The organism is Ensifer sp. LC163, assembly GCF_001695855.1.
GTDB lineage: Bacteria > Pseudomonadota > Alphaproteobacteria > Rhizobiales > Rhizobiaceae > Ensifer.
The window spans coordinates 51,035-73,543 of record NZ_MBSS01000017.1 but is presented as its reverse complement, the minus strand read 5'-3'; the positions used below and the strand labels follow the sequence as shown (position 1 = coordinate 73,543).

General features: G+C 63.2%; 19 protein-coding genes. 7 read left to right on the top strand and 12 right to left on the bottom strand.

Annotated features, from left to right (window positions below; translation table 11 throughout):
• Positions 1-293 precede the first annotated feature (293 nt).
• From BC360_RS16355 to BC360_RS16340, 4 genes are all read right to left on the bottom strand, one after another.
• Complete coding sequence (locus BC360_RS16355) at positions 294-2,012, bottom strand: dipeptide ABC transporter ATP-binding protein (RefSeq protein ID WP_065782002.1); 1,719 nt, start codon at positions 2,010-2,012, stop codon at positions 294-296.
• A gap of 1 nt (position 2,013) precedes the next feature.
• Entirely contained in the window at positions 2,014-2,910 is an 897-nt protein-coding gene (locus BC360_RS16350) for an ABC transporter permease (RefSeq protein WP_065782001.1), read from the bottom strand.
• On the bottom strand, positions 2,910-3,875 hold the full coding sequence (locus BC360_RS16345; protein ID WP_065795945.1) for an ABC transporter permease: 966 nt from the start codon (positions 3,873-3,875) through the stop codon (positions 2,910-2,912). Before BC360_RS16345 ends, BC360_RS16350 begins: the two co-directional genes overlap by 1 nt.
• A 166-nt stretch (positions 3,876-4,041) precedes the next feature.
• On the bottom strand, positions 4,042-5,616 hold the full coding sequence (locus tag BC360_RS16340; RefSeq protein WP_065781997.1) for an ABC transporter substrate-binding protein: 1,575 nt from the start codon (positions 5,614-5,616) through the stop codon (positions 4,042-4,044).
• A gap of 164 nt (positions 5,617-5,780) precedes the next feature.
• On the opposite strand from BC360_RS16340, the gene BC360_RS16335 reads away from it, so the two are divergent.
• Genes BC360_RS16335 through BC360_RS16320 form a run of 4 tightly spaced genes read left to right on the top strand, consistent with a single transcriptional unit; the run spans position 5,781 to position 10,688 of the window.
• Entirely contained in the window at positions 5,781-7,148 is a 1,368-nt protein-coding gene (locus BC360_RS16335; RefSeq protein ID WP_065795944.1) for an amidohydrolase family protein, read from the top strand.
• Positions 7,149-7,188: 40 nt separating this feature from the next.
• Positions 7,189-8,382 (top strand): amidohydrolase, encoded by a 1,194-nt coding sequence (locus BC360_RS16330; RefSeq protein ID WP_065795943.1) that lies wholly within the window; start codon positions 7,189-7,191, stop codon positions 8,380-8,382.
• Positions 8,372-9,844, top strand: coding sequence for an amidohydrolase family protein (locus BC360_RS16325; protein ID WP_065795942.1), 1,473 nt, complete (start codon positions 8,372-8,374; stop codon positions 9,842-9,844). The genes BC360_RS16330 and BC360_RS16325 overlap by 11 nt, the downstream gene beginning before the upstream one ends.
• Complete coding sequence (locus BC360_RS16320) at positions 9,825-10,688, top strand: GntR family transcriptional regulator (RefSeq protein WP_413813748.1); 864 nt, start codon at positions 9,825-9,827, stop codon at positions 10,686-10,688. The genes BC360_RS16325 and BC360_RS16320 overlap by 20 nt, the downstream gene beginning before the upstream one ends.
• A gap of 117 nt (positions 10,689-10,805) precedes the next feature.
• Here BC360_RS16320 and BC360_RS16315 read toward each other — a convergent pair whose 3' ends face one another.
• Genes BC360_RS16315 through BC360_RS16305 form a run of 3 tightly spaced genes read right to left on the bottom strand, consistent with a single transcriptional unit; the run spans position 10,806 to position 14,184 of the window.
• On the bottom strand, positions 10,806-11,654 hold the full coding sequence (locus tag BC360_RS16315; RefSeq protein ID WP_065795940.1) for a transporter substrate-binding domain-containing protein: 849 nt from the start codon (positions 11,652-11,654) through the stop codon (positions 10,806-10,808).
• A gap of 43 nt (positions 11,655-11,697) precedes the next feature.
• A complete protein-coding gene (locus BC360_RS16310) occupies positions 11,698-12,897 on the bottom strand; it encodes an amidohydrolase family protein (protein WP_065795939.1) in 1,200 nt (399 codons plus the stop codon).
• Between the two features lie 27 nt (positions 12,898-12,924).
• The gene (locus tag BC360_RS16305) at positions 12,925-14,184 is read right to left on the bottom strand and encodes an NAD(P)/FAD-dependent oxidoreductase (RefSeq protein ID WP_065795967.1); all 1,260 of its coding nucleotides are present in this window, start codon (positions 14,182-14,184) and stop codon (positions 12,925-12,927) included.
• 181 nt (positions 14,185-14,365) lie between these two features.
• Between BC360_RS16305 and BC360_RS16300 the strand changes: the two genes are divergently transcribed.
• Positions 14,366-15,250 (top strand): MurR/RpiR family transcriptional regulator, encoded by an 885-nt coding sequence (locus BC360_RS16300; protein ID WP_065781983.1) that lies wholly within the window; start codon positions 14,366-14,368, stop codon positions 15,248-15,250.
• Between the two features lie 25 nt (positions 15,251-15,275).
• Here the strand turns inward: BC360_RS16300 and BC360_RS16295 are convergent, their stop codons facing one another.
• From BC360_RS16295 to BC360_RS16275, 5 genes are all read right to left on the bottom strand, one after another.
• On the bottom strand, positions 15,276-16,055 hold the full coding sequence (locus BC360_RS16295) for an ABC transporter ATP-binding protein (protein WP_065781980.1): 780 nt from the start codon (positions 16,053-16,055) through the stop codon (positions 15,276-15,278).
• On the bottom strand, positions 16,048-16,773 hold the full coding sequence (locus BC360_RS16290; protein WP_065781978.1) for an ABC transporter permease: 726 nt from the start codon (positions 16,771-16,773) through the stop codon (positions 16,048-16,050). Before BC360_RS16290 ends, BC360_RS16295 begins: the two co-directional genes overlap by 8 nt.
• Positions 16,773-17,492, bottom strand: a complete 720-nt coding sequence (locus tag BC360_RS16285; RefSeq protein WP_065795938.1) for an ABC transporter permease — start codon at positions 17,490-17,492, stop codon at positions 16,773-16,775. The genes BC360_RS16290 and BC360_RS16285 overlap by 1 nt, the downstream gene beginning before the upstream one ends.
• Positions 17,493-18,333: 841 nt before the next feature.
• Positions 18,334-19,692, bottom strand: coding sequence for a cyanate transporter (locus BC360_RS16280; protein WP_244512751.1), 1,359 nt, complete (start codon positions 19,690-19,692; stop codon positions 18,334-18,336).
• Positions 19,693-19,748: 56 nt separating this feature from the next.
• Positions 19,749-20,453, bottom strand: coding sequence for a GntR family transcriptional regulator (locus BC360_RS16275; protein ID WP_065795936.1), 705 nt, complete (start codon positions 20,451-20,453; stop codon positions 19,749-19,751).
• Positions 20,454-20,692: 239 nt separating this feature from the next.
• Between BC360_RS16275 and BC360_RS16270 the strand changes: the two genes are divergently transcribed.
• Together BC360_RS16270 and BC360_RS16265 are read left to right on the top strand one after the other, a co-directional pair.
• A complete protein-coding gene (locus tag BC360_RS16270; protein WP_065795935.1) occupies positions 20,693-21,634 on the top strand; it encodes an ABC transporter permease in 942 nt (313 codons plus the stop codon).
• Complete coding sequence (locus tag BC360_RS16265; protein WP_065795934.1) at positions 21,634-22,506, top strand: ABC transporter permease; 873 nt, start codon at positions 21,634-21,636, stop codon at positions 22,504-22,506. The genes BC360_RS16270 and BC360_RS16265 overlap by 1 nt, the downstream gene beginning before the upstream one ends.
• Positions 22,507-22,509 lie beyond the last annotated feature (3 nt).

The following is a 22,509-nucleotide window of genomic DNA, read 5'->3' as shown; positions in this document are numbered from 1 at the left end:
GCATGCATGCCGCGCGGGATTGGAATAGCAGCAACCGATAGGAAAGTTTGCTGGCGCCGCAACTCAGTTTGCCGCGTGCTCAGTGCACGCGCCGTCCAGTCCGGTTGGATGGCATTCCTCTCAGGGAAGATCTTTCAAGCAGACGAACGTTGCCCGTCGGCCCCACGCCAACGACCCGGCGTGCTCATTGGCAACCGACCCGTCGGCGATGATGCGCCGTTCGGGGTCGATTGCGATGACGGTGCCGTCCTTGGCGGCCTTGGACGTGCGGTCTCCGTTCGATCAGCAGGCGATCATTCCGAGGCGCTCTGCCGCGAAAGGATACGGTCGAGCGAGGGCGCAAGCCGCAGCAGCTCCTTCGTGTATTCGTGCTTCGGCGCAGTGAACAGCGCCTCGGTATCGGCAAGCTCGACGATCTCGCCTGCCTTCATCACCGCGATGCGGTCGCACATCTGGCGGATCACCGCGAGGTCGTGGCTGATGAACAGCATGGAGAGGCCAGCAAGGTCGCGCAGGTCTTTCAAGAGGTTGAGGAGCTGCGCCTGCACCGACACGTCGAGCGCCGATGTCGGCTCGTCGCAGATGAGCAGCGACGGCCGCGGCCCGAGCGCACGGGCGATGGCGATGCGCTGGCGCTGGCCGCCGGAAAAGGCGTGCGAGAAACGCGCGCCGGCATCGGCTGGCAGACCGACGGCTTCCAGCAGCGTCCTGGCGTCCTGCCGGGCCTCATCCGCATTGGAAGCGAGCTTGTAGAACAGGATGGGTTCGGCGATGGCGGCATTGATGCGCAGGCGCGGGTTCAGCGCCGAATAGGGGTCCTGAAACACCATCTGCAAGGATTTGCGGACGGATTTTTCGCGCTTTGCGCCGAGCACCGTGCTGAGAAAGTCGATCGTACCCGAACTCTGGGTGACGAGGCCGGCAATGGTGTTGGCGACAGTTGTCTTGCCGCAGCCGGATTCGCCGACGAGACCAAGAATCTCGCCGCGCCGGACATCGAAGGAGACGCCCTTGACCGCCTTGAAGACGGAGGCTTTGCGGCCGGGGATGAGGGAGTGGCCGCCATATTCCACCGCCAGATCGCGCACGGAGAGCACGATGTCGTCGCGGCTGCCGGTTTCGCTCTTCGTGCTCTTCCGGCGCACGGCGGCGCGGGCGTCAAGCGTCACCTGCGTTTCCTCGCTCGGCACCGGCAGGCGCTCAAGCCGGGTTTCGATCGGCGGCACCGCGGCGATCAGCGTGCGGGCGTAGGCGGCCCTCGGGGTCGTCAGCACCTCGCGCGTGGAGCCGCTTTCGACGACCGCGCCGTTCTGCATGATGGTGACGCGATCGGCGATCTCGGCGACGACGCCCATATTGTGGGTGACGAGCAGCACGCCGACGCCGCGCTCGTCCGCCAGATCGCGGATGAGTTTGAGGATTTGCGCCTGCACGGAAACGTCGAGCGCTGTCGTCGGCTCGTCGGCAACGATGAGCTTCGGGCCGCAGGCAAGCGCGGTGGCGATGACCACGCGCTGGCGCTGGCCGCCGGAAAGCTGGTGCGGATAGCTGCCAAGGCGGCGTTCCGGTTCCGGGAGGCCGACGGCCTTCAGCAGGTCCAACGCCCGCGCCTTCGTCTCCTTCGAGGAAAGCTTCAGATGTGCAAGCATGCCTTCGCAGAGCTGGCTTTCCACCGTGAACAGCGGGTTGAGGCTCGTCATCGGGTCCTGGAAAATCGCGCCGACATCGCGGCCGGGCACGATGCCTTCGGTGCGGCCGGTGCGCAGGTCGATCGGCTTGCCGGCAATGGCGATGGAACCGGAGACGATCTTGCCGGGGGCCTGCAACAGGCCCATCAGCGCATTGCCGACCGTCGTCTTGCCGGCGCCGGATTCGCCGACGAGGGCGTGGATCTCGCCGGGGCGGATCACGAGGTCGATGTTCTTGACGGCCGTGAGCGTGTGGCCGTTGGCGAGCGGATATTCGACGCGGAGGTTGCGGATGTCGAGGACGGGGGGTGCGGTGTCGGTCATCTCAACGGGCCATCAGTTTCGGGTTGAAGCGGTCGCGCAGATAGTCGCCGATCACGTTGACGGCGAGAACGAGGATGACCAGCACTGCCGCCGGCATCACGGCGATCCACCAGAGGCCGGAGAACAGGAACTGGTTGCCGATGCGGATCAGCGTGCCAAGCGAAGGATAGGTCGGCGGCATGCCGGCGCCGAGAAAGGAGAGCGTTGCCTCCGTCAGGATCGCACCGGCAAGGTTGATGGTGGCGATGACCATCACCGAACTCATGACGTTCGGCAGGATGTGGCGGCCCATGATCCGGCCGGACGGCAGGCCGATCACCTTGGCGGCACGCACATAGTCGCGCGCGACCTCCACCATGGTCGAGGCGCGTACCGTGCGGGCATATTGCACCCATTCGTTGACGGCGATGGAAAAGATCAGCACGAGCGGCGCCCAGGTGAGCATCGTATCGGCACTGAGCTGCGCCCGTGCGATGCCGCTGATGAGTAGCGCAACGAGGATCGTCGGGAAACTGACGAGCACATCGGCGATGCGCATCACGATGCCGTCGGCGATGCCGCCGAAGAAGCCGGCGATCAGGCCCAGCATCACCCCCAGCGTGGCGGCGAAGAGCACCGCGCCGAGGCCGATGACGACGGAGATCCTGAGGCCGAACAGGATGACCGAGACGAGGTCGCGACCCTGGTTGTCGGTGCCGAGCAGGAAGCGCGGGTCGCCGCCCTCCATGAAGGCCGGGGGGATTTCCATGTCGATCAGCGAATAGGAAGAGACGTCGCGCGGGTCCATCGGCGCGATCAGCGGGGCAAAGAGGACGAGGATCAGCATGATGAAGAGCACCAGGCCGGCGATCATCACGGAAACCGGCGGAAGCCGGTGCATCAGGGATTGCGTAGCCATTATCGTGTCCTCAGGCGCGGATCGATGAAGGTGTAGAGAATGTCGACGATCATATTGATCATGACGAAGAGGAAGCCGACGAAGAGCAGGTAGGCGGCAAGCACCGGCACGTCGGGATACCCGACGGCATTGGTGAAGAGTAGGCCCATGCCCGGCCACTGGAACACCGTTTCGGTGACGATGGCAAAGGCGATGAGCTGGCCGATCTGGAGGCCCGTAACGGTGACGACCGGCATCAGCGCGTTGCGCAGTGCGAGCCGCCGGTAGATATAGGCGCGCGGAAGGCCGCGGGCGAAGGCGAAGCGGATATAGTCCGACGACAGCACGTCGATCATTTCCGAGCGCACCAGCCGCATGATGAGCGTAAGCTGGAAGAGCGCCAGCGTGATCGACGGCAGGATCAACGATTTCAGGCCCGAAAGACTGAGGAAACCCGTCTGCCAGAGGCCGAGATCGACGAGATCGCCGCGCCCGGAGGACGGCAGCCAGCGCAGGTTTACAGCAAAGATGAGGATCAGAAGCAGGCCCGTGACGAAGGTGGGCATGGAAATGCCGACGAGCGTCGTGGCCTGCGTGAGCCGGGAGAGGAAGGAATTCGGCTTCAGCGCGCAGAGCACGCCGAGCGGAATGCCAACGGCAAGCGCCAGCACGGTCGCGACGACCACCAGTTCCAGCGTGGCGGGAAGACGGCTGAGCAGCAGGCTCGTCACGGGTTGCTGGTAGCGAAAACTTGTACCGAGATCGCCGGTCAGCACCTGGCCGACGAAATTGACGAACTGCACCAGGACTGGCCTGTCGAGGCCGAGCGCCACGCGCAGCGTGTCTTTTTCCGCCTGGGTCGCCCCCTCGCGCACCATGGAGGCGACGGGATCGCCGACGAAACGGAACATGACGAAGGCAATGGCCGCCACGGCAAGCATTACGAGGACGGCCTGGAGCAACCTGACCGAGAGAAGTCTGATCATCGGATAGTCCTTGCGCGGGAGCGATCGAGCCCGAATGGGGCGGAAAACCGGCCGCTTCGCTCCGCCTCCTCCGCGCCGTCATCGGCCTGCGGAGGGATAGGGCCGGTTTTGCGATGCGATCCCGGCCGGCTTTCGCCGGCCGGGATCGTTCCTCGGGAGAAAGCCGTTACTTCCGGATCTGCGCGAACCAGGGGCGAACGTATTCGTCGGGGAACTGCGGCATGTCGACCTTGTCGCTCATCGCCCAGGCAACCGGCTGCTGGTGGAGCGGCAGGTAGAGCACCTGGTCATGGGTGATGCGGAAGGCCTGCTTCAGCAGGTCGACGCGCTTGGCCTCGTCGAGTTCCACGGCAGCGGCACGGGCCAGCTTGTCGATCTCGGGATTGGAAAGCCCGTCGGCATTGCTACCACCGAAAACGCCGTCATTGGTCGCCAGCAGCGCCTGCAGTGGGCTGAAGCCGTCCATCGGTGGCAGGGAGGCCCAGCCGAGAAGATAGCTGTCGAACTCGCCCTTGTCGGTACGCGGGAAATAGGTCGTCTTGCTCTCGACACTGAGCTCCGCCTGGACGCCGACCTTGGCCCACATGGAGGCAACCGCAAGGCATATCTGTTCGTCGGCGATGTAGCGGTCGTTCGGGCAGCCGAGCCCCGTCTTGAAGCCATCTGGATAGCCGGCTTCGGCCAGCAGTGCCTTGGCCTTGTCGACGTCATAGGGCAGCGGCACGTCGATGGATTTGTCGTAGCCGGTCACCGCCGGCGCGACGAGCATGGCGGCCGTGCGTGACTTGCCGCGCATCAGCCGCTTCTGGATCGTGTCCGCGTCGATGGCGTGCCACAGGGCCTGACGCACACGCACGTCGAGCAGCGGGTTGGGCTTGCCGGGGGCCGCATGAAGCTCCGGCCGGTAGCTGAAGACGAGGAAGATGGTGCGCAGCGACGGGTTCTCGACGACCTTCAGCCCCTCGGTGGCGGCGATGCGATCGGCATCCTGCAGCGGTACGGGCGCGATCATGTCGACTTCACCGGAAAGCAGCGACGCGACGCGAGTAGCGTCCGAGGCAATTGGGCGAAACTCGACTTCGTCCAGATTGTGCTGCGGCTTGTCCCACCAGCCCTTGTTGACCTCGAAGACCGAGCGGGAATCCGGCTCGTAGCTCTTCAGTTTGAAGGCACCGGTGCCGTTGGCATGGTTGCTGGCGTAAGTGACAACGCCGGTCGAAGCATTGCCCGGCTTCAGCGCGTCGTGCTCCTCCATCCAGGGCTTGCTCATCATGTAGATGGCGGCGAGGTCGTTGAGGAGCAGCGGATAGGGGCCGCGCAGTATGAGGTCGACGGTATACTCGTCCACCTTCTCGACACCGGTTACGGTGGAGAGGTTTTCGCGGTTGCGCGCGCCGGGGTCGATCTGGCGCTGGATGGTGGCGACCACGTCGTCGGCATTGAACGGCTGGCCCTCATGGAACTTGACGCCCTGGCGCAGCTTGAAGCGCCAGCGGTTCGGCTCGATCACTTCCCAGGATGTGGCGAGCGCCGGCTCGAGCACGAGGTCCTTGTTACGGCGCACCAGCGGGTCGAACACCATGTGATGGACGCTCTGGGTGAAGCTGTCCACTTGCGCGTTGGGGTCGTATGAAATGACGTCGCCGGCCGAGGACCAGCGCAGCGTGTTCGCAAGCGACGGCGTTGCCAGCGGCACCATGACGGCAAGCCCCGCCAAAAGGGTTTTCATGTAGGTCTTCATAGGGTTCTCCCACGTTTGGCATGCATATTGTTGTATTTTTTGCATACCGTTTGTTCCCGAAATTACTGTACATGTGTGGTACACAAGATCAAGATAGCTGGATCACTTTTTGCGTCGTATGCGTAAAAAAGAGCCGCTTGGGTATACCGGAGGGGGAGATTTCGATGGCCAAGAACCTGCTGATTGAAAACGGTGTGATTGTCACCATGGGCGAGAACCGGCGCATTCACGACAAAGGGCATGTGCTGGTCGAAGACGGCCGGATCGTTGCTGTCGGCGACGGTGCGCTTGCGGCAGGCCCGGACGTGGAGCGCATCGATGCTTCGGGCATGGTCGTCATGCCCGGCCTCATCGATACGCATGCTCACGCCGGACACACGCTGACGAAGGGGCTGGGCGACGATTCCGAAGAGTGGATGACCGTGACTGGCCGCATCTATGCAGAGGCGACCGATCCCGAATTCTGGGCGGCGGAAGCGGCCTTGTCCGCCTGCGAACGGATAAAATGCGGCACGACCACCGCTGCTCTCCTGTTTGGCGGCGGGCCCGACATCATGCGGACAGAAGTGCCGGAAGCTGCCGAGGCGCATCTGGCTGCCATTGCCGACATTGGCGTGCGGGAGGTGCTTGCCGTCGGCCCCAACCGGCCTACTGCCATTCATATATACCGCAATTACATCCAAAGATCGTATACCGAAATCGCAGTTTCGCCGGAATCGCAACTCGCCGTCTGCGCTGAACTGATCGACACTTGGGCGGGACGGCACGATCGCTTGCAGCTTGCCATTTCCCTTCCAGTGTTCGACGCGCGCGAACTGGAGAACGAAAGCGTATACGATCTGTCATGCAAGACGCGTGATCTGGCGCGGGAGAAAGGGGTGGCCTTGGTTCAGGACGGGCATCGCGACGGCTCCCTCGCCGCCAATGACGCGCGGCTCGGCCTCTTCGACCAAAGCTCGCTTCTCGCCCACTGCATCGATCTGACCGATGAAGATGTGGCGGTCCTGAAGCGCACCGGCGCAAAGGTCGCCCACAATCCGAGCGCCTTGATGTCGGTTTCAGGCCGTTGCCCCGCGACCGAGTTGATGGAAGGCGGCGTGACCGTATCGCTCGGAACGGATGCCGCCGCGCCCGACCGATCCTTCGACATGTTCCGCAACATGTTTCAGGCGCACCGCTATCATGCGCGGCATTTCCGCGACGACAGCGTCTTGCCGCCGATGCAGCTTCTGGAAATGGCGACCATCGAGGGCGCACGCGCATTGTCGATGGAAAACGAAATCGGCTCGCTGGAGGCGGGCAAGCGCGCCGACATCATTCTCGTCAACATGCGCCAGCCGCACCTCTGGCCGCCGGTACATCCGCTGCAGAGGCTGGCGCGCTTCGCCAATGGCGCGGACGTGGACACAACCATCGTCGGCGGCCGTGTCCTCATGCGCTCGCGCACGATTGTCGGCCACGACGAGGGCGCGATTCTGGATCGCGCCGAGCGCGCCTTCCGCATGATGATGAAGCGGGCGCAGCTCGCATAATGCCGCACCGACGATGACAAGAAGCAGCGAGAGATAGAAAATGGCCACAGACATTCTCATTCGTCACGTCAGGCCGTTCGGCGGTGAGCCGACCGACCTTTACATCCGCGATGGTCGTTTTGCGCGACGGCGGAGCGACGCGGCGCTGGAGATCGACGGCAAAGGTCGGATCGCCCTGCCGGGTCTTGTCGAGGCGCACACGCATCTGGACAAGACGCTGGTCGGCATGGGCTGGTTCGAGAACGGCGTCGGGCCGACGCGCAACGACCGGATTCTGGCTGACCGGCAAGCCAAGCGGGAACTCGGCATCGACGCACGCAGGCAATCGTTCCGCCAGATCATGCAGACGCTGGCCTTCGGCGTTCTGCATATCCGCAGCCACGTCGACGTGGATACCGAAATCGGCATTGCCAATATCGAGGGTGTCGTTGAAACCCGCAACGCCCTGCGAGATCTGGTCGACGTGCAGATCGTCGCCTTTCCGCAAAGCGGCATGTTGATGCGCGATGGCACGCTGGCGCTGATGGAGGAGGCGCTGAAGGCGGGCGCAGATATCGTCGGCGGTATCGACCCCGCCAGCATCGAGCGCGATCCGGTGCGCCATCTCGATGCGATCTTCGCACTGGGGGAACGCTATGGCAAACCAATCGACATTCACCTGCATGAAGCGGGAGAGCTGGGCGCCTTCTGCCTCGAACTGATCCTGGAGCGGACCCGCGCCTTGTCTTTGCAAGGGCGCGTCATGGTCAGCCATGCCTATTGCCTGGGAATGCTGGAGCCAGGGCGCCAGCGGTCGTTGATCGAGGCGCTCGCGGCCGAAAGGATCGCGGTGATGACGGTTGGCAGTCCTTCTGCCCCGGCTTTACCGCTGCGGCTGATGCGCCAGTCCGGAGTCATTGTCGCCTCCGGTTCCGATGGAATTCAGGGAACATGGGAGCCATGGGGCAATGGCGATATGCTCGAACGGGCGAAATATCTGGCGCAGCGTAATGGCATGGCCAACGATGCTGATCTGGAAGAGACCGCGCGCGTCTGCACCTTTGGTGGCGCGGAAGGCATCGGGCTTGCGGGTTACGGCCTTTCCGAAGGCTCTTACGGCGATCTCGTGCTGGTTCCTGCGCGCACACTTGCGGAAGCTGTCGCGCTGACCCCGCAGAAGCGGACCGTCGTTCGTCGTGGACGCATCCTCGTCCGCGACGGCGTACCAGCCGGAGGCCTGCCACATGTCGACTAGCGCTAGCCCAGAGCAGGGCGTGGGACCGACGCTGCTAACCGCGCGTTGGGTCGTCGGTCATTGCGACGGCCGTCATGTCCTCTACGAAAACGGCGAGGTCGTCTTCGAGAACGATCGCATTCTGTTTGTCGGCCATCGCTATGACGGCCCGGTCACGCGCCGGGTCGACTACGGTATGGCTCTCATCGGCCCGGGCTTCGTCGATCTCGACGCGTTGTCCGATCTCGACACGGGCGTCCTCGGCCTCGACCACCAGCCGGGCTGGAAGAAGGGGCGGGTATGGCCGCGTGACTACGTCGAAGCCGGCCCGGTCGAAATGCTGAGCCGCGAGGAGTTGGCGTTTCAGAAGCGATATGCGTTCGCGCAACTGATCCGCAACGGCATCACCACAGCGCTTCCGATTGCCTCCCTGTTTTATCGCGCCTGGCAGGAAACGCCGGACGAATTCGCATCGGCGGCCGAAAGCGCCGCCGATCTTGGGCTCCGCGTCTATCTCGGGCCGGCCTTCCGCGCCGGTCATTCGGTCGTGGAGGCAAATGGCACGCTCGTCCTCGAGATCGACGAGCAGCGCGGCGCGCGAGGGTTGGAAGAGGCGGTCGCCTTTTGTGCGACCCATGAACGTTCCTATGGCGGCCTGGTGCGAACGATGCTCTGCCCGGATCGCGTCGAGTTCTGGACCGCTGATCTGCTGAAAAGGACCGCCGACGCGGCGCGGGATCTGGACGTTCCGGTGCGGTTGCACTGCTGCCAGTCGGAATTCGAGGTTGAGACAATCCGACGCCGCTTCGGCACGTCATCCGCGCGCTGGCTTGACGATATCGGCTTTCTCTTCGAAAGAGCCTTGTTGCCGCATGGAACTCATGCCGATCGTCAGGATCTTGAGATTATCGCCGGTTCCGGCGCGACGGTGGTGCATTGTCCGTTGGTGATGGCCAGGCACGGGGCGGCGCTCAATCATTTCTCCGGGCTTCGCCGGCAGGGGCTGCGCATCGGCATGGGCACAGACACCTGGCCGCCGGATATGATCCTCAACATGCAGATAGGGCTGATGCTCGGCCGCGTGATGGCGGCCGACATGGAAGCGCTGAAATCGGCCGATCTCTATGATGCGGCGACGCTCGGCGGCGCTGATGCGCTCGGCCGTGCCGATCTCGGGCGCCTGCAGCCTGGCGCGACTGCGGATATCGTCGTATTCGACCTTTCGCACGATCGCCTTGGACAGGTGATCGATCCCATCGCCTGTCTGATGACCTCGGCGAGCGGCCGGGATGTCCACTCGGTGATCATCGCCGGGCGAACCGTCATGGCCGACCGCATGATTCCCGGTTTCGACTTCGAGGCGGCCCATCGGCGTGCGCAGGCCCAACTCGAGCGGCTTATCGGACGCTACCCGGAGAGAACCTGGCGGCATCCTGCGGTAGAGGACATCTTCCCGCCGAGCTATGAGGCGTTCAAGCCGTGAAGACGCCGCGAGCGTTGTCCGCGGAGATCGAGACAAAGCGGCCCGACTTTACCGGCTTGCCGATGCGGTGATAGTTGTTTGTGGCTCGGCAGCCGCTTTTTTACGGTATGCTTGGATTTGGTTCAGGACGATCATGGCACCCGAAGACAAAAATCAGAAATCCGCGATATCCAAGTCCGATGCTGTCTATCGCACCTTGAAGCGCGCCATCCTCGACCAGGCGCTGGCCGCGGGAACGAAGCTCCCGGAAGATTCGATCGGAGAACGGCTCGGCGTCAGCCGCACCATCGTCCGGCAGGCTCTGGCCCGACTGAATGGCGAAGGCTTGATCGAACTGCGCCCGCGCAAGGGCGCCTGTGTCGCACAGCCGAGCTTGGAAGACGGGCGCAATATTTTCGCCGTGCGACGGGCGTTGGAATCACTGGTGGTCGACAGCTTGATCGGCAAACTGACGCCACAGCAGATCCGGCAGTTGAAGACGCATGTCGAAGCGGAAGACAACGCGAGAGTCAACAATAAGGCAACTTCGATCCAGCTTGCGGGAGAGTTTCATGTCCTTCTCGCAACGCTGACCGAAAACGACGTGCTGTCGCGCTATGTCACGGAGCTTGTTTCGCGTTCATCCCTCATCCTGTCGCTTTATGGCCGGCCGCATTCACCGGATTGTGCCGTGTCGGAGCACCGTGAACTGATCGCCGCTCTCGCTGAAAACGACCGGGAAAAAGCCTGCGCGCTGATGGAGCATCACATCGACGCCATCACAACGCGCGCATTGCTGACGAAGGATTCGGAGAAGGATTTTCCGGATCTTCTTGCTGCTTACGCCAAGGAGGAGGGGCTGTGACGGCTTCGCCTGATGTTCGGCTGCAGGGGGCGCCAGCTGATCGCCGAACCGGCACCCGTCCCGGGCCGCGCGGCGAGCGGGGTCCAGGACGGGTAGGGCATGCTGGGCGTGTCCCGTTTACTCCTTCGGCGAGATGTCTCGCTTGAACCACTTTGTCGCGAGACGCGACAGCGTCCCGTCGGTGATCGCCGCGTTGATTGCGTGGTCGAACAGCTTCTTCAGTTCGGTGTCCGACTGGCGCAGGCCGACGGCCTGGCCGCCGCCGAGCGGGCCACCGGTGAATTCGGTGCCAGCGAAGGTCACCTGATCCGTGCCGATCTTTTCGAGCGTGCGGTCAAGCGCGACCGGCGAGGCCAACACACCGTCGAGGCGGCCGGCTTCGAGGTCGAGGTCGTGCTGTTCGGTCGTCTTGTATTCGCGGAACTCGATGCCGGGGAACAACTCAGCCATGATCTGCGCGGTCGTCGTCGAACCTTGGCCGCCAATTACCGTGCTTTCCATGAAGGGCAGCATCGCGGCGGCCGCGGCCCTGGCCGCCTCCTTCTCCGTTCCCATGTCGATTTTCTTGCCGACGGGCATATTTGCGAGCGGCGAATCCTTGCGCACCAGGAAGGCGGCCGAACCCGTGCCGTAGTTGCGCGAGAAGGTGATGACCTTCTGGCGTTCCTCCGTGATCAGCATGCCGGCGACGATGGCATCGAACTTGCCGGCATTCAGCGCCGGGATCAGGCCGTCCCAGTCCTGCACGACGATATCGCATTTCACCTTCATGCGCGGGCAGATATCCTCCAGCATGTCGATCTCGAAGCCGGCGAGCTTGCCGCCGGCCTCCGTGAAGTTCCACGGGGCATAGGCGCCCTCCGTCGCGACAGTGATCGTGCGCGTCGGTTCGTCAGCGAGCGCCACAGAGGCCCCCAGCAGGATGCCGAGGGTGGCGACGACCGTTTTACCCATTTTATTCAACATATTGGCTACTCCTCCTTGCCATGTTTGAAACGTGTTGGCCTGTTCAGGCGGCGAAAAGCGCCCCGTCCTTCGCAACCGCAATGCCTTTCCGGTAGACCGCCCGGCGCACGGGGCGGGATGCCACGGCGTCCGCGGGCGTCTCGGCCCGCACGAGCACGAAGGTGGCGTCGCAGCCGGGCTCAAGCCCGTAGCCTTCGAGTGCCATGGTGCGCGCGCCACCGTAGGTGCACATCCTGAGGGCGAGTTCGATGTGGACGTCGTTGATGAAGTCGTTGCGCTGCGAGACGATGGCCGCGCGGTCGAGCATGTCGGCATTGCCGAAGGGCTGCCAGGTGTCGCGCACGCCGTCGCTGCCCGAGCAGATGTTGATGCCCATTTCCATGAGGTCGAGTACGGGCGGGCGGGCGCTTGCAGCCCCGCCCTTGGCCATCAGGTGCACGCCGGCCTCTGCCATCATGCCACCCAGCCTTGCCAGCGGCTTGTCGGCCAGCATGCCGAGGCAGAAGCCATGGCTGACCGTGACCCGGTCCGCCATTGCCAGCGCTTTCGTGCGTTCCACGATGAGTTCGATGGCGAAGACGCCGAGCGCATCCGGCTCGTGCAGGTGGATGTCCACCGGCTTGCCGTGGCGTTCGGCCATGGCGAAGATCGTATCAAGGTGCCCCTTGGGGTCGCGGTCAACGCCCGAGGGGTCGAGGCCGCCCACCACGTCCGCGCCTTCCCGCATCGCCCGGTCCATCAACGCCTCCGTGCCGGGGCGGATCAGCATGCCGCTCTGCGGAAAGGCGACGATCTCGATGTCGACGATGTCGCGGTAGCGCTCGCGCGAAGCCACCACGCCTTCGAGGCCGGCCAGGCCGTATTGCGTGTCGATGTCGACATGGGTGCGGATGTGGCTCGTGCCATTGGCGACGGACAGTTCGATCTGTGTGGCCGACTGGCGCGCAGGATCGATGCCGAGCACGCGTTTCATCGCGCGTTCATTCTCGATGAGGTCGGTCAGCTCTGTGCCGACATCGTTGCGATACCAGGGCATGCCGAGCAGCGTCTTGTCGAGGTGGGTGTGCGCGTCGACGAGGCCCGGCAGCACGAGCAGACCTTCGCCGTCGACGATCGGTGTTCCCTCGGCATGGGGCCGGGAGCCATGCGCGACGATCTCGGCGATCCGCCCATCGCGGATCACCATGTCCTTCGCCGCCTCTCCGTTAGGCCGCACGTTGATCAGAACAAACTCTTCCCGCATTGCTATGTTCTCCAGGGGATCGAAAATTCAGCCGAAACGGCTCATGGTGTAGGGCGCCGGGTCGGCGAAGGGCGTCTCTCCGGTCATCATCTCCGCCAGAAGGCGTCCGGTGGCCGGGCCGAGCGTCAGCCCGTGGTGGTTGTGTCCGAAGGCGAACCAGAGGCCTTTGTGGCGTGGCGCCGGACCGATGACGGGGCGCATGTCCGGCAGGCAGGGCCGCGATCCCATCCACGGCGCCGGCTCGACGCGCCGGCCGAGCGGGAAGATCGCCCGGGCATGCGGCTCGGTCTGATTGACCTGCGCGGGGCAGGGCGCATCGTCCCGATCGGCGAATTCGATGCCGGTGGTGAGCCGGATGCCTTTTGCCATCGGCGCCAGCAGATAACCGCGCTCGACATCGACGATGGGGTGGTGGAGTACGGCGTCGCCAGCCGGCTCGATATGCACGTGGTAGCCGCGCTTGACGGCGAGCGGGATACGGTAGCCGAGCCGGCGATAGACGACGTCCGACCAAGGGCCGAGCGCCACCACGGCCTCGTGGGCACGCAGAACGGAGCTGGCCGTTCTGAGGCTCCAGCCGCCTTCCCTCTGGGAAAGGGTGGTCGCATCGGCCTGAAGGACTTCGCCGCCCTTGCGCACGAAATGCCCGGCATAGTCCTTCACCAGCTTGCCTGGATCGGCGACGGTGGCTGGATCGAGCCAATGGATGGCGCCGATGAAGGTGCCGGTCAGATGCGGCTCGCGCAGCTGCAGCTCCTTCGGCCCGAGAAAATCGTAACGCAGGCCGAACTCGTCCAGTGCCCCGGCCGCCCGCTTGGCGGCTGCAAAGGTCTTCTCGCTGCGATAGGCCTCCATCCAGCCGGTCCGGCGCGCCCGGTGCAGGATGCCGGCCTCGGCCATCAGGTCCGTGTGTTCGGCCACCGAGCGCTCAATGAGCGGCAGCATGTCGAGGGCCGCCCGGCGGAGGCGGCGGCCGGAGGATTGGAGCCAGAAACGGGTGATCCAGGGAAAGATCCTCGGCAGGAAAGACCAGCGGAACCGCACATCCGCAGACCGGTTCGTCGCATATTTCAGGAGGGTTGAGATTTCACGCGGAAATCCGTAGGGGATCACGCTGGCCCGCTCGATCAGCCCGGCATTGCCATAGCTCGTCTCCTCGCCAGGCGCCCGGCGATCGACGAGCACCACGGATTTCCCGCGTCTTTGCAGATGCAGCGCTACCGATACGCCGATGATACCGGCACCGAGGACCAGCACGTCGGCATCTGGGCAATCTCTTTTTGACATGAAGGACAATCCGGTGGTCTGGCGCGGGACGATAGTTTTCTGACTTCATTTCGTGGCGATGTTAATGGTATAACATCGCCAATCCCGCCCCCATCCAAGGAGACCGCGCTGTGGTGGAATGTCGTGCGCGCGCTGCTGATCGGTTGGGAAGCGGATAAGGAAGGGCGATAGGCGGGGCGACATGCGAAATGGGACTTGGGTGGACAACAGTTCGGTGCGGCAGCGGCTTGCGGTTGCGCTGAACGAAGCATCGGCCTCCGGCAAGGCGCTGGCGAATTTCATGCTGGCGAATATCGGTGACCTGCCCTTCGAGACTTCGCGCAGCGTTGCCGACAAGGTGGGCGTCAGCGAGCTGACCGTGGGCCGCTTCTGCCGGTCGATCGGCTACGAGGGGTTCAAGGACCTTAAGGAACGGTTGAAGGACGACATCAGCGACAGTCCCTGGCTGCTCGGCGACCGGCTGAAGGACCTGCAACAGAAGAGCGCCAGCGACGCCGCGCTCGCCCGCAGCCTGGAACTTGCCGTTGCCTCTGTCGTGCGCGTCTACGAATATGCCCACACGGAGGCCTGGAAACAGGCGGCGAAACGTATTGCGGAAGCCGACCGCGTCTTCGTCGCCGGCTTCCAGACCGAACGAGGGCTGGCGGATGCCTTCGCCCACATGCTTCGCTACCTGCGCGACCGCGTGCAGGTGGTCGATATCGCCGGCGGCAATTTCGCCGAGGTGCTCCTGACGGATCCGGCCGGCTGCACGCTGGTCCTGGTCGATGCCCGGCGCTATTCGCACCAGTCGCGCCTGCTCGCGAGCAAAGCTGCCGAGCGCGGCATCCCGATCACCATCATCACGGATCTTTATTGCGACTGGGCCTCCAGCTACGGCAGCGAGGTCTTCGCCGTGCCGACGGACCTCAACCTCTTCTGGGACGCGACATCCGGGGTGTGGGCGCTGATGCAGCTCCTGCTCAACAGCGTGTTTGCCAATATCGGCCCCGAGGTCGAACAGCGGATGGGCAACGTCGCGGGCCTCTACGAGAGCTTCGTCGGCTATACCCGCGGCCCGAAATAGCGGCATCCTTGCCCGTGTTTGCGGATTAGCCATGGGACGAGATGAACTTGCGGAAGCGCTCGGAGCGCGGCGCGGTGAAGACGTCGGACGGATCGCCGTCCTCCTCGATCTGGCCCTTGTGCAAAAAGATGACGCGGTTCGAGACGTCGCGGGCAAAGCCCATTTCGTGGGTCACGACGAGCATGGTGCGACCCTCGTCGGCCAACGCGCGCATGACGCGCAGCACCTCGCCGACGAGTTCGGGATCGAGCGCCGAGGTCGGCTCGTCGAACAGCATGACCTTCGGCCGCATGGCGAGCGCCCGGGCGATCGCCGCGCGCTGCTGCTGCCCGCCGGAAAGATGCGTCGGGTAATAGTCGCGCTTGTCGGCGATGCCGACCTTGGCAAGCAGCTCCAGCGCCTCTTCGCGGCATTCCGCCTTTGGCCGCTTCTGCACATGGACCGGCGCTTCCATGACGTTTTCGAGGATCGTCATGTGGGACCAAAGATTGAAGCTCTGGAACACCATGGCGACCTTGGTGCAGAGCCGGCTCAACTGCTTGGGATCGGCCGGCTGCCGGCCGTAGCGACCACTCTTCAGCCGGATTGCCTCACCCTCGATACGGATCTCGCCCTCGGTCGGCACTTCCAGCATGTTGACGCAGCGGAGCATGGTGGATTTGCCGGAACCGGAGGAGCCGAGCACGGAGATGACCTCGCCCCCCTGCGCATCGAAGGAAATGCCCTTCAATACTTCCAGCGCGCCAAAACTCTTGCGCAGGTTGCGGACGGAAACGACTGGCGTGGTGGATGCGATCTCAAGCATGTTGCAACGCAGCTCCGGAAGACGCGGTTTGAACGGGGCGCAGATGGGGCGACATCCACCATTCGATGAACGCCACGAGGCGGGTGATGGCGAAGTTCAGCGCGAGATAGATGATCCCTGCGACGACGAAGACCTCTACGGCCCGGTACGATTGCGAGATCAGCTTGGCAGCAAGCCCCGTCACTTCCAGCATGGTGATGACGGAGGCAAGCGAGGTCGCCTTGACCATCAGGATGATCTCGCTGCCATAGGCGGGCAGCGCTTGGCGCATGGCGATGGGAAGGATGATGCGGCGATAGAGCAGGAAGCCCCACATGCCGCTGGCGCGCGCCGCCTCAACTTGTTGGTGCGGGACGGCCTGCAGGCCGCCGCGCAGGATTTCGCTGGCATAGGCGGCCGTATTGAGGCTGAGCGCGAAGATCGCGCACCAGTAGGGCTCGCGGAAGAACGCCCACAGCCCCCAGGATTGCAGGACGGGGCGGAACTGGCCGAGGCCGTAATAAATGACGAACATCTGCACGAGCAGCGGCGTGCCGCGAAAGACAAAGACATAGAACTGCGAGGCCCAGCCGAGCGGGGGCAGCGCGGACATGCGCATCGCCGTCAAGAGCACTGCCAGCATCGCACCCAGCGCCGTGGAAACGAGCGCCAGGTTGAGCGTGAGCGGAACGCCGGAAAGGAGATGCAGGAAGGTCTCCCAGAGAAAGGTGAAGTCCATCACGTCCTCCTGACGCCGCGCAGCGACCGGGCTTCCGCCCGGCGAAAGAGGTGTGAGGAAGCGGCGGTGATCACCAGGTAGAGGAGCGCCGCCGTGATATAGAAATCGAAGGGCCGGTGGGTGGAGCCGGCGGCGATCTGCGACTGGCGCAGCAGTTCGACGAGGCCGGTGACGGAAATCAGTGCCGATTCCTTGAGCACGAGCTGCCAGGTGTTGCCGAGGCCCGGAATGGCGTAGCGCAGCACCTGCGGCGCGATGATGCGGCGAAAGCGCAGCCACGTCCCCATGCCCACCGAACGGGCCGCCTCCAGCTCGCCGCGGCTGATCGTGTTGAAGGCCCCGCGAAAAACTTCCGCCTGGTAGGCGCCGGACACGACGCCGATGGCGAGCACGCCGGTGATGAAGGCCGGCATGCCGATGAAGCCTTCCGCGCCGAAGAGCCGGCCCGCCGCGCCGAGTGCGGCGCTGCCGCCGAAGTAGAACAGGTATATGACCAGAAGATCGGGAATGCCGCGCAGGACGGTTGTATAGCCGTCGCCGAAAGCGCGCAGCACGCCGTTGCGTGAGAGCTTTGCGCTGGTGACGCCGGCGCCGATGACAGAGCCGGCAGCAAAGCCACCTATCGCGACCGCGAGCGTCATGCCGGTCGCCGTCAGGAGGGCCGCACCCCAACCCTCTGGTCCGAAGCCGACGAGTTCACCGAAGGACGGGTCCCGCATCAGCCCTGTCCCCTGATTGCAGACAGGCTGCCACCGCCGGGGACGGATCGCCACCGTATTTCTGCCATTGCTGCTCCTCCTCGGTCCGCGCCAAAAGCGGGTCTCGATTTTATGCAATGTCAGCTTTATAACGTATACAATATTTCTGTCAATTAGCTGACAATTGTTGCCAAAAATTGGCGACAAGCGGAAAGATGCCGCGAGAGCGGAGAACCGGTGCTGGACGGAGAGATGTGCGGGAGTCCACTCATTCCGGAGTGGTCGCGGGCGCTGAACAGCGCCGTCGATGCGCGCCGCGGCGTCGATCACATCGGCATGGAGGGCCGTGTCTGCCGCCCTCTAGGTAGTCGGCGAAGCGGAGGATCTGGCCCGTGATGATCGGCGCGACGTGCGGGGCTCCAGGGGACGCGGGCGACGGTATTCGAAACCGGCTCATCAACGGCGCGGAGACTTTTCGCCTGGCATGGAGGTCATGCGCTTCCCCCAATTCGTCGTGCCACGCATTATTTCTCGCCCAAAATGTATGCGTGTGGTGCATTCCATCATGTGATGTATTTGCATGCAATACATCATGGCGGGTGCTGTCACGCGCAAGAAGCCGGGGCCAACCTTTCACCATCGGCGATTACAGCGCCGCGCGTCAAGTATGACGCGCTAAGGACGCTGTAACACCCTAAACTTGCTGGATAATTTTCTCCTTAAATCGATTCCGGTTTAAGGAATTATGCAGTAGGTTCCGGCCCGCGGCTACTGATCCGTGGGATCGGCCGCGTGCCGCCGCCGCAGGACGTCATCACCGCGGCGACCTTGGTCCTGGTGTTCTTCTCGGAACAGTTTGACATCAGGCCAGATTGAATTCGCCGTCCGGAGACGACATGGCGCGCGTGTAGCCTTTTGGTGACAGCTGCGTCGTCAGCACCATGACGATTGCGACGCTCACCAGATGCCATCCCCACCCGGCCGCGTAGGCTCCTGTCACATCGTGCAGCACCGCAACGAGCCATGGCGGTATTGCCGCGATCAGGAAGCCACCGCCCTGCATCAGCGCCGACAAGGTGCCCGCTTGCTCGGGAGCGGGTAGATGATCGAGAGCCACAACCATCGACAGCGCGAAGCAGCCACCCAATCCTGCGCCAAGGAGCGCGGCCCAAACCGTCGGGACTGCATCCGGGGCGAACGCCAGGCCGACAAACCCCGCTGCCTGCATCACCAGGGTTGCCCAGAGCCAGGGTCGCCGATCTTCGCCCTTGCTGGCAAGCATTGGCAGCACGAGCGCAGCCAAGGCCTGGCATACCGCCAGCACGGCCAGCAAGCCGCCGCTTTCAGGCCCGCTCCAACCTCGCTCCTGGTAAGAGGGCGCCAGCCAAGCAACGATTGAGGAATAGCCGCCGTTGACGAGACCGAAGCACGTCATCAGCAGCCATGTTCGCGGTCGCTTCAGGAAGATCCCTGCTGGGGGCCTGCGAGATTGCGAGCGAATGTCGGCAGGCAAGAAGCAAAGCGCCAACACGGCGGCGATCAAGGCGGGCGCAGCCAACCAGGCAAGCCCGACATGCCAGTTTCCCGCTTTGGCGGCGATGATCGGAGATAGCTGCGCCCCGAGAGCGCCGCCGCCCATCAACATCGAGGAGTAGAGGCCCATCATAGCGCCAACATGTTTGGGAAACTGTCGCTTGATGGTGCCCGGAAGAACGGCCTGCACAATCGCAACGCCGAAGCCGATTATTGCCGCCGTAGCGATCATCGCCCAACCGGTCGAGGCAAACAGGCGGAGGAAACAGCCGCCGCACAGGAGAGCAAGCGCCCCGATCACCGATCTGCGCGCGCCAAATGCGCCTTGCAGGGACGGCCCGATGAAACCGACAAGTCCCATCAAGAGCATCGGCACGAGCGTCAAGAGAGCCATGCCCTGCAAGCTGAGGCCGGTTTCCGCGCGCACTGACGTCGCCAACGTTCCCACACTCGTGATGAATGGTCGCAGGTTTAGGCCAACGAATGCCACGCCAGCGATAAGCGGGAAACACGCTGATGACGACCGGTTTCGCAGCATATGCTTGTACCTTAAACTCGTTCTTGTGTTTTCGGTCGCAGTTGAGGATCCGTCCGCGATCCTCGCCGAACCGGCACTTGCTCGATCGTTATGGGTTATTCGGGAAAGTGCTTCGTGCGATCCGCATGAAGTGCAGCCGTCAATCGGCAAAGGATAGCTCGCCTATTCCGCAGTCGACGATTGATGCCGACCTTGGCGTCGGTATCCTATGCAAGGCCTTCGGCAGCGGCATAGCTGGCAAGCACGTCCTTGATGTTCATGCTGTCCTCCTTGGGAAGCAGCGCCCGCGTCGTTATCGAATCGAGATGATGTGCCATGAGGGCGGCTGCCTCCTCGGTTTTCCCGGCGATCAGCTTGTCGAGTAGGTCTCGATGTTCCGATACGGCGCATTCCGAAGAATGCGGTCTGCCGTAGAGGGCAAGGATCAGCGAGCTCCGGGCGACCAGCTCATCCACATAGCGAATAAGGCTGGTGTTGTTTGTCATCTGCGCGAGCATCGTATGGAACTCGCCAGCCAGCCGGATTGATGTTGCATGAGCCGTTCTAGCGGTCTCCTCGGCTGCAATATGAGCGGAAAGCGCCTCAATCTGTTCTGGCGTCAGTTTGCCGGAAAGTGTTTCCACGACGAGGCGTTCCAGCGCCATGCGCGTCAGAAAGAGATTCCTGCCCTCTTCGAGGGTTGGCCGGGCGACGGTCGCGCCCCTGTTCGGGCGCAGGTCGACCAATCCCTCCTCGCTCAAGCGAACCAGGGCCTGGTGGACAAGGGTTCTGCTTACGCCCAGCCGCTCTCCGATCGAGTCTTCCGGTAATTTTGACCCGGGCGATAGCGCCTGGTCGAGGATTGCTCGCTTCAGGGCGCGATGAACGGCCTGAGCGCGGCCACCGCCCGCATCGCTCGCTTTCTTTGCCATTTCGACCTCTCCAATGTTCCGCGATTTTCACTTCGAATTGCATACAAAGCGGCTGCATGTCCAGCCATTTGGTGCGTCCCAGCAATCTTGCAATCAGCAATTTGGGATTCGTCGACCCGGCCCGGCCGTCAGGAAGGTTTGCATCTGGTGAAGGAAAGCGCTTTACGAAACGATAAATGCATGCGAAAATCCAACAAAATTGCATACAATAATCGAGCCATAAAACCGGGATCAATTGCATGCTCGCCTTCATCGCAAAGAGAACGCTCAGCGTGATTCCCGTGATCGTCGTTGTCTCGATCGTGGTGTTTCTGCTGTTGCGATTAAGTCCGGGCGACCCTGCCGTGATCATCGCGGGCGATAATGCCGACGCCGCGACAATTGAGCGTATTCGCTCGGCGCTCGGCCTGGGCCAGCCATTGGTGACCCAGTTCTTTATCTGGGCAGGATCGCTTCTCCAGGGAGATCTCGGGATTTCGATCTTCTCGAACATCCCCGTGACGGATCTCATTCTACAGCGCATCGAGCCAACGGCGTCCCTGGCTCTGACAACGCTCGTGTTCGCGATCCTGATTGCGGTTCCCCTTGGAACGATCGCCGGCGCCACCGCCGGCAGCTGGCTCGACCGATCATTGATGCTCGTGTCCGTTCTCGGCTTCTCGATCCCTGTTTTCGTGCTGGGTTACTGCCTCATCTATTTCTTCTCGCTGCAGCTTCGCGTCCTGCCGGTTCAGGGCTTTTCAAGCATCCGCGAAGGCGTCGGCCCGTTTTTGTCCAGCATAGCGCTGCCGACGATGACCCTTGGGCTTGCCTATCTGGTGCTGATCGCGCGGATCACCCGGGCAAGCGTCTTGGAAATGATGGGCGAGGATTTCATTCGCACTGCCCGCGCCAAGGGCGTGAAGGAGCGTGTTGTCGTGACCCGGCATGCGTTGCGCAATTCCGCCATTCCGATCCTGACGGTTATCGGCATTGGAGTCGCGCTTTTGATCAGCGGCGTCGTGGTGATCGAAACCGTGTTCAACATTCCCGGCGTCGGGCGCCTTGTCGTGGATGCCATCCTGAAGCGCGACTATCCCGTCATTCAGGGCGTCATCCTCCTGTTCTCCGGCATCTACGTCCTCGTCAATCTGGCGATCGACATCGGTTATGCCTTCCTCGATCCAAGGGTGCGCTACTGATGAACGGCCTTGCTTCCCCCACTGCCACGTCGGTCTCGGCAAAACCCCGCATCCCGGCCTTTCTCCTCAACCCGTCCGTCCTCGTAGGTGGGCTGCTGGTGGCGGCGATCGTTCTCATGGCGGCGGCGGCACCGCTGGTCGGCACGGTCGATCCGACCCGTATCGATCCCGCCATGCGGCTGAAGCCACCGTCGGAGCTTGCCTGGTTCGGCACCGACTTGTTCGGCCGCGACGTCTACAGCCGCGCGGTCTACGGTGCGCGCAGCTCCATCTTCATCGGTCTTTGCGTCGCGACAACTGCCCTTCTCACCGGCATCACCATCGGCCTCGTGACGGGCTACTTCCGCTGGGTCGACGCGATCGTCATGCGCATCATGGACGGGCTCATGGCGATCCCGACATTCCTGCTGGCCATCGCGCTCGTTTCGCTGACCCGCGCCAGCATTGCCACCGTCGTCGTCGCGCTGACCATCCCCGAAATCCCGCGCGTCGTCCGGCTTGTACGAAGCGTGGTGCTGACCGTGCGCGAGGAGCCGTTCGTCGAGGCGGCCATCTCCGTTGGTACGTCAACACCAAAGATCCTTCTGCGCCACATCCTGCCCAGCACCTACGCGCCTCTCATGGTGCTCGGAACGTATATCTGCGCTTCGGCCATATTGATCGAAGCTGGCCTCAGTTTCCTTGGGACGGGGCTTCCGCCGGAAATTCCAAGCTGGGGCAATATGATTTCGGAAGGGCGTACCTTCTTCCAGGTCGCGCCGAGGCTGGTTTTCCTGCCGAGCTTCTTCCTGGCGCTGACCGTACTTGGCATCAACCTCCTCGGGGACGGACTGCGCGATACGCTCGACCCCCGAATTGCAAAACGGATGTGAGTG

Excerpts from the sequence above, each read along its gene's own strand:
- BC360_RS16355 (WP_065782002.1), bottom strand. The coding sequence starts at position 2,012 with ATGACCGACACCGCACCCCCCGTCCTCGACATCCGCAACCTCCGCGTC.
- BC360_RS16350 (WP_065782001.1), bottom strand. The coding sequence starts at position 2,910 with ATGGCTACGCAATCCCTGATGCACCGGCTTCCGCCGGTTTCCGTGATG.
- BC360_RS16345 (WP_065795945.1), bottom strand. The coding sequence starts at position 3,875 with ATGATCAGACTTCTCTCGGTCAGGTTGCTCCAGGCCGTCCTCGTAATG.
- BC360_RS16340 (WP_065781997.1), bottom strand. The coding sequence starts at position 5,616 with ATGAAGACCTACATGAAAACCCTTTTGGCGGGGCTTGCCGTCATGGTG.
- BC360_RS16335 (WP_065795944.1), top strand. The coding sequence starts at position 5,781 with ATGGCCAAGAACCTGCTGATTGAAAACGGTGTGATTGTCACCATGGGC.
- BC360_RS16330 (WP_065795943.1), top strand. The coding sequence starts at position 7,189 with ATGGCCACAGACATTCTCATTCGTCACGTCAGGCCGTTCGGCGGTGAG.
- BC360_RS16325 (WP_065795942.1), top strand. The coding sequence starts at position 8,372 with ATGTCGACTAGCGCTAGCCCAGAGCAGGGCGTGGGACCGACGCTGCTA.
- BC360_RS16320 (WP_413813748.1), top strand. The coding sequence starts at position 9,825 with ATGAGGCGTTCAAGCCGTGAAGACGCCGCGAGCGTTGTCCGCGGAGAT.
- BC360_RS16315 (WP_065795940.1), bottom strand. The coding sequence starts at position 11,654 with ATGTTGAATAAAATGGGTAAAACGGTCGTCGCCACCCTCGGCATCCTG.
- BC360_RS16310 (WP_065795939.1), bottom strand. The coding sequence starts at position 12,897 with ATGCGGGAAGAGTTTGTTCTGATCAACGTGCGGCCTAACGGAGAGGCG.
- BC360_RS16305 (WP_065795967.1), bottom strand. The coding sequence starts at position 14,184 with ATGTCAAAAAGAGATTGCCCAGATGCCGACGTGCTGGTCCTCGGTGCC.
- BC360_RS16300 (WP_065781983.1), top strand. The coding sequence starts at position 14,366 with ATGCGAAATGGGACTTGGGTGGACAACAGTTCGGTGCGGCAGCGGCTT.
- BC360_RS16295 (WP_065781980.1), bottom strand. The coding sequence starts at position 16,055 with ATGCTTGAGATCGCATCCACCACGCCAGTCGTTTCCGTCCGCAACCTG.
- BC360_RS16290 (WP_065781978.1), bottom strand. The coding sequence starts at position 16,773 with ATGGACTTCACCTTTCTCTGGGAGACCTTCCTGCATCTCCTTTCCGGC.
- BC360_RS16285 (WP_065795938.1), bottom strand. The coding sequence starts at position 17,492 with ATGCGGGACCCGTCCTTCGGTGAACTCGTCGGCTTCGGACCAGAGGGT.
- BC360_RS16275 (WP_065795936.1), bottom strand. The coding sequence starts at position 20,453 with ATGGCAAAGAAAGCGAGCGATGCGGGCGGTGGCCGCGCTCAGGCCGTT.
- BC360_RS16270 (WP_065795935.1), top strand. The coding sequence starts at position 20,693 with ATGCTCGCCTTCATCGCAAAGAGAACGCTCAGCGTGATTCCCGTGATC.
- BC360_RS16265 (WP_065795934.1), top strand. The coding sequence starts at position 21,634 with ATGAACGGCCTTGCTTCCCCCACTGCCACGTCGGTCTCGGCAAAACCC.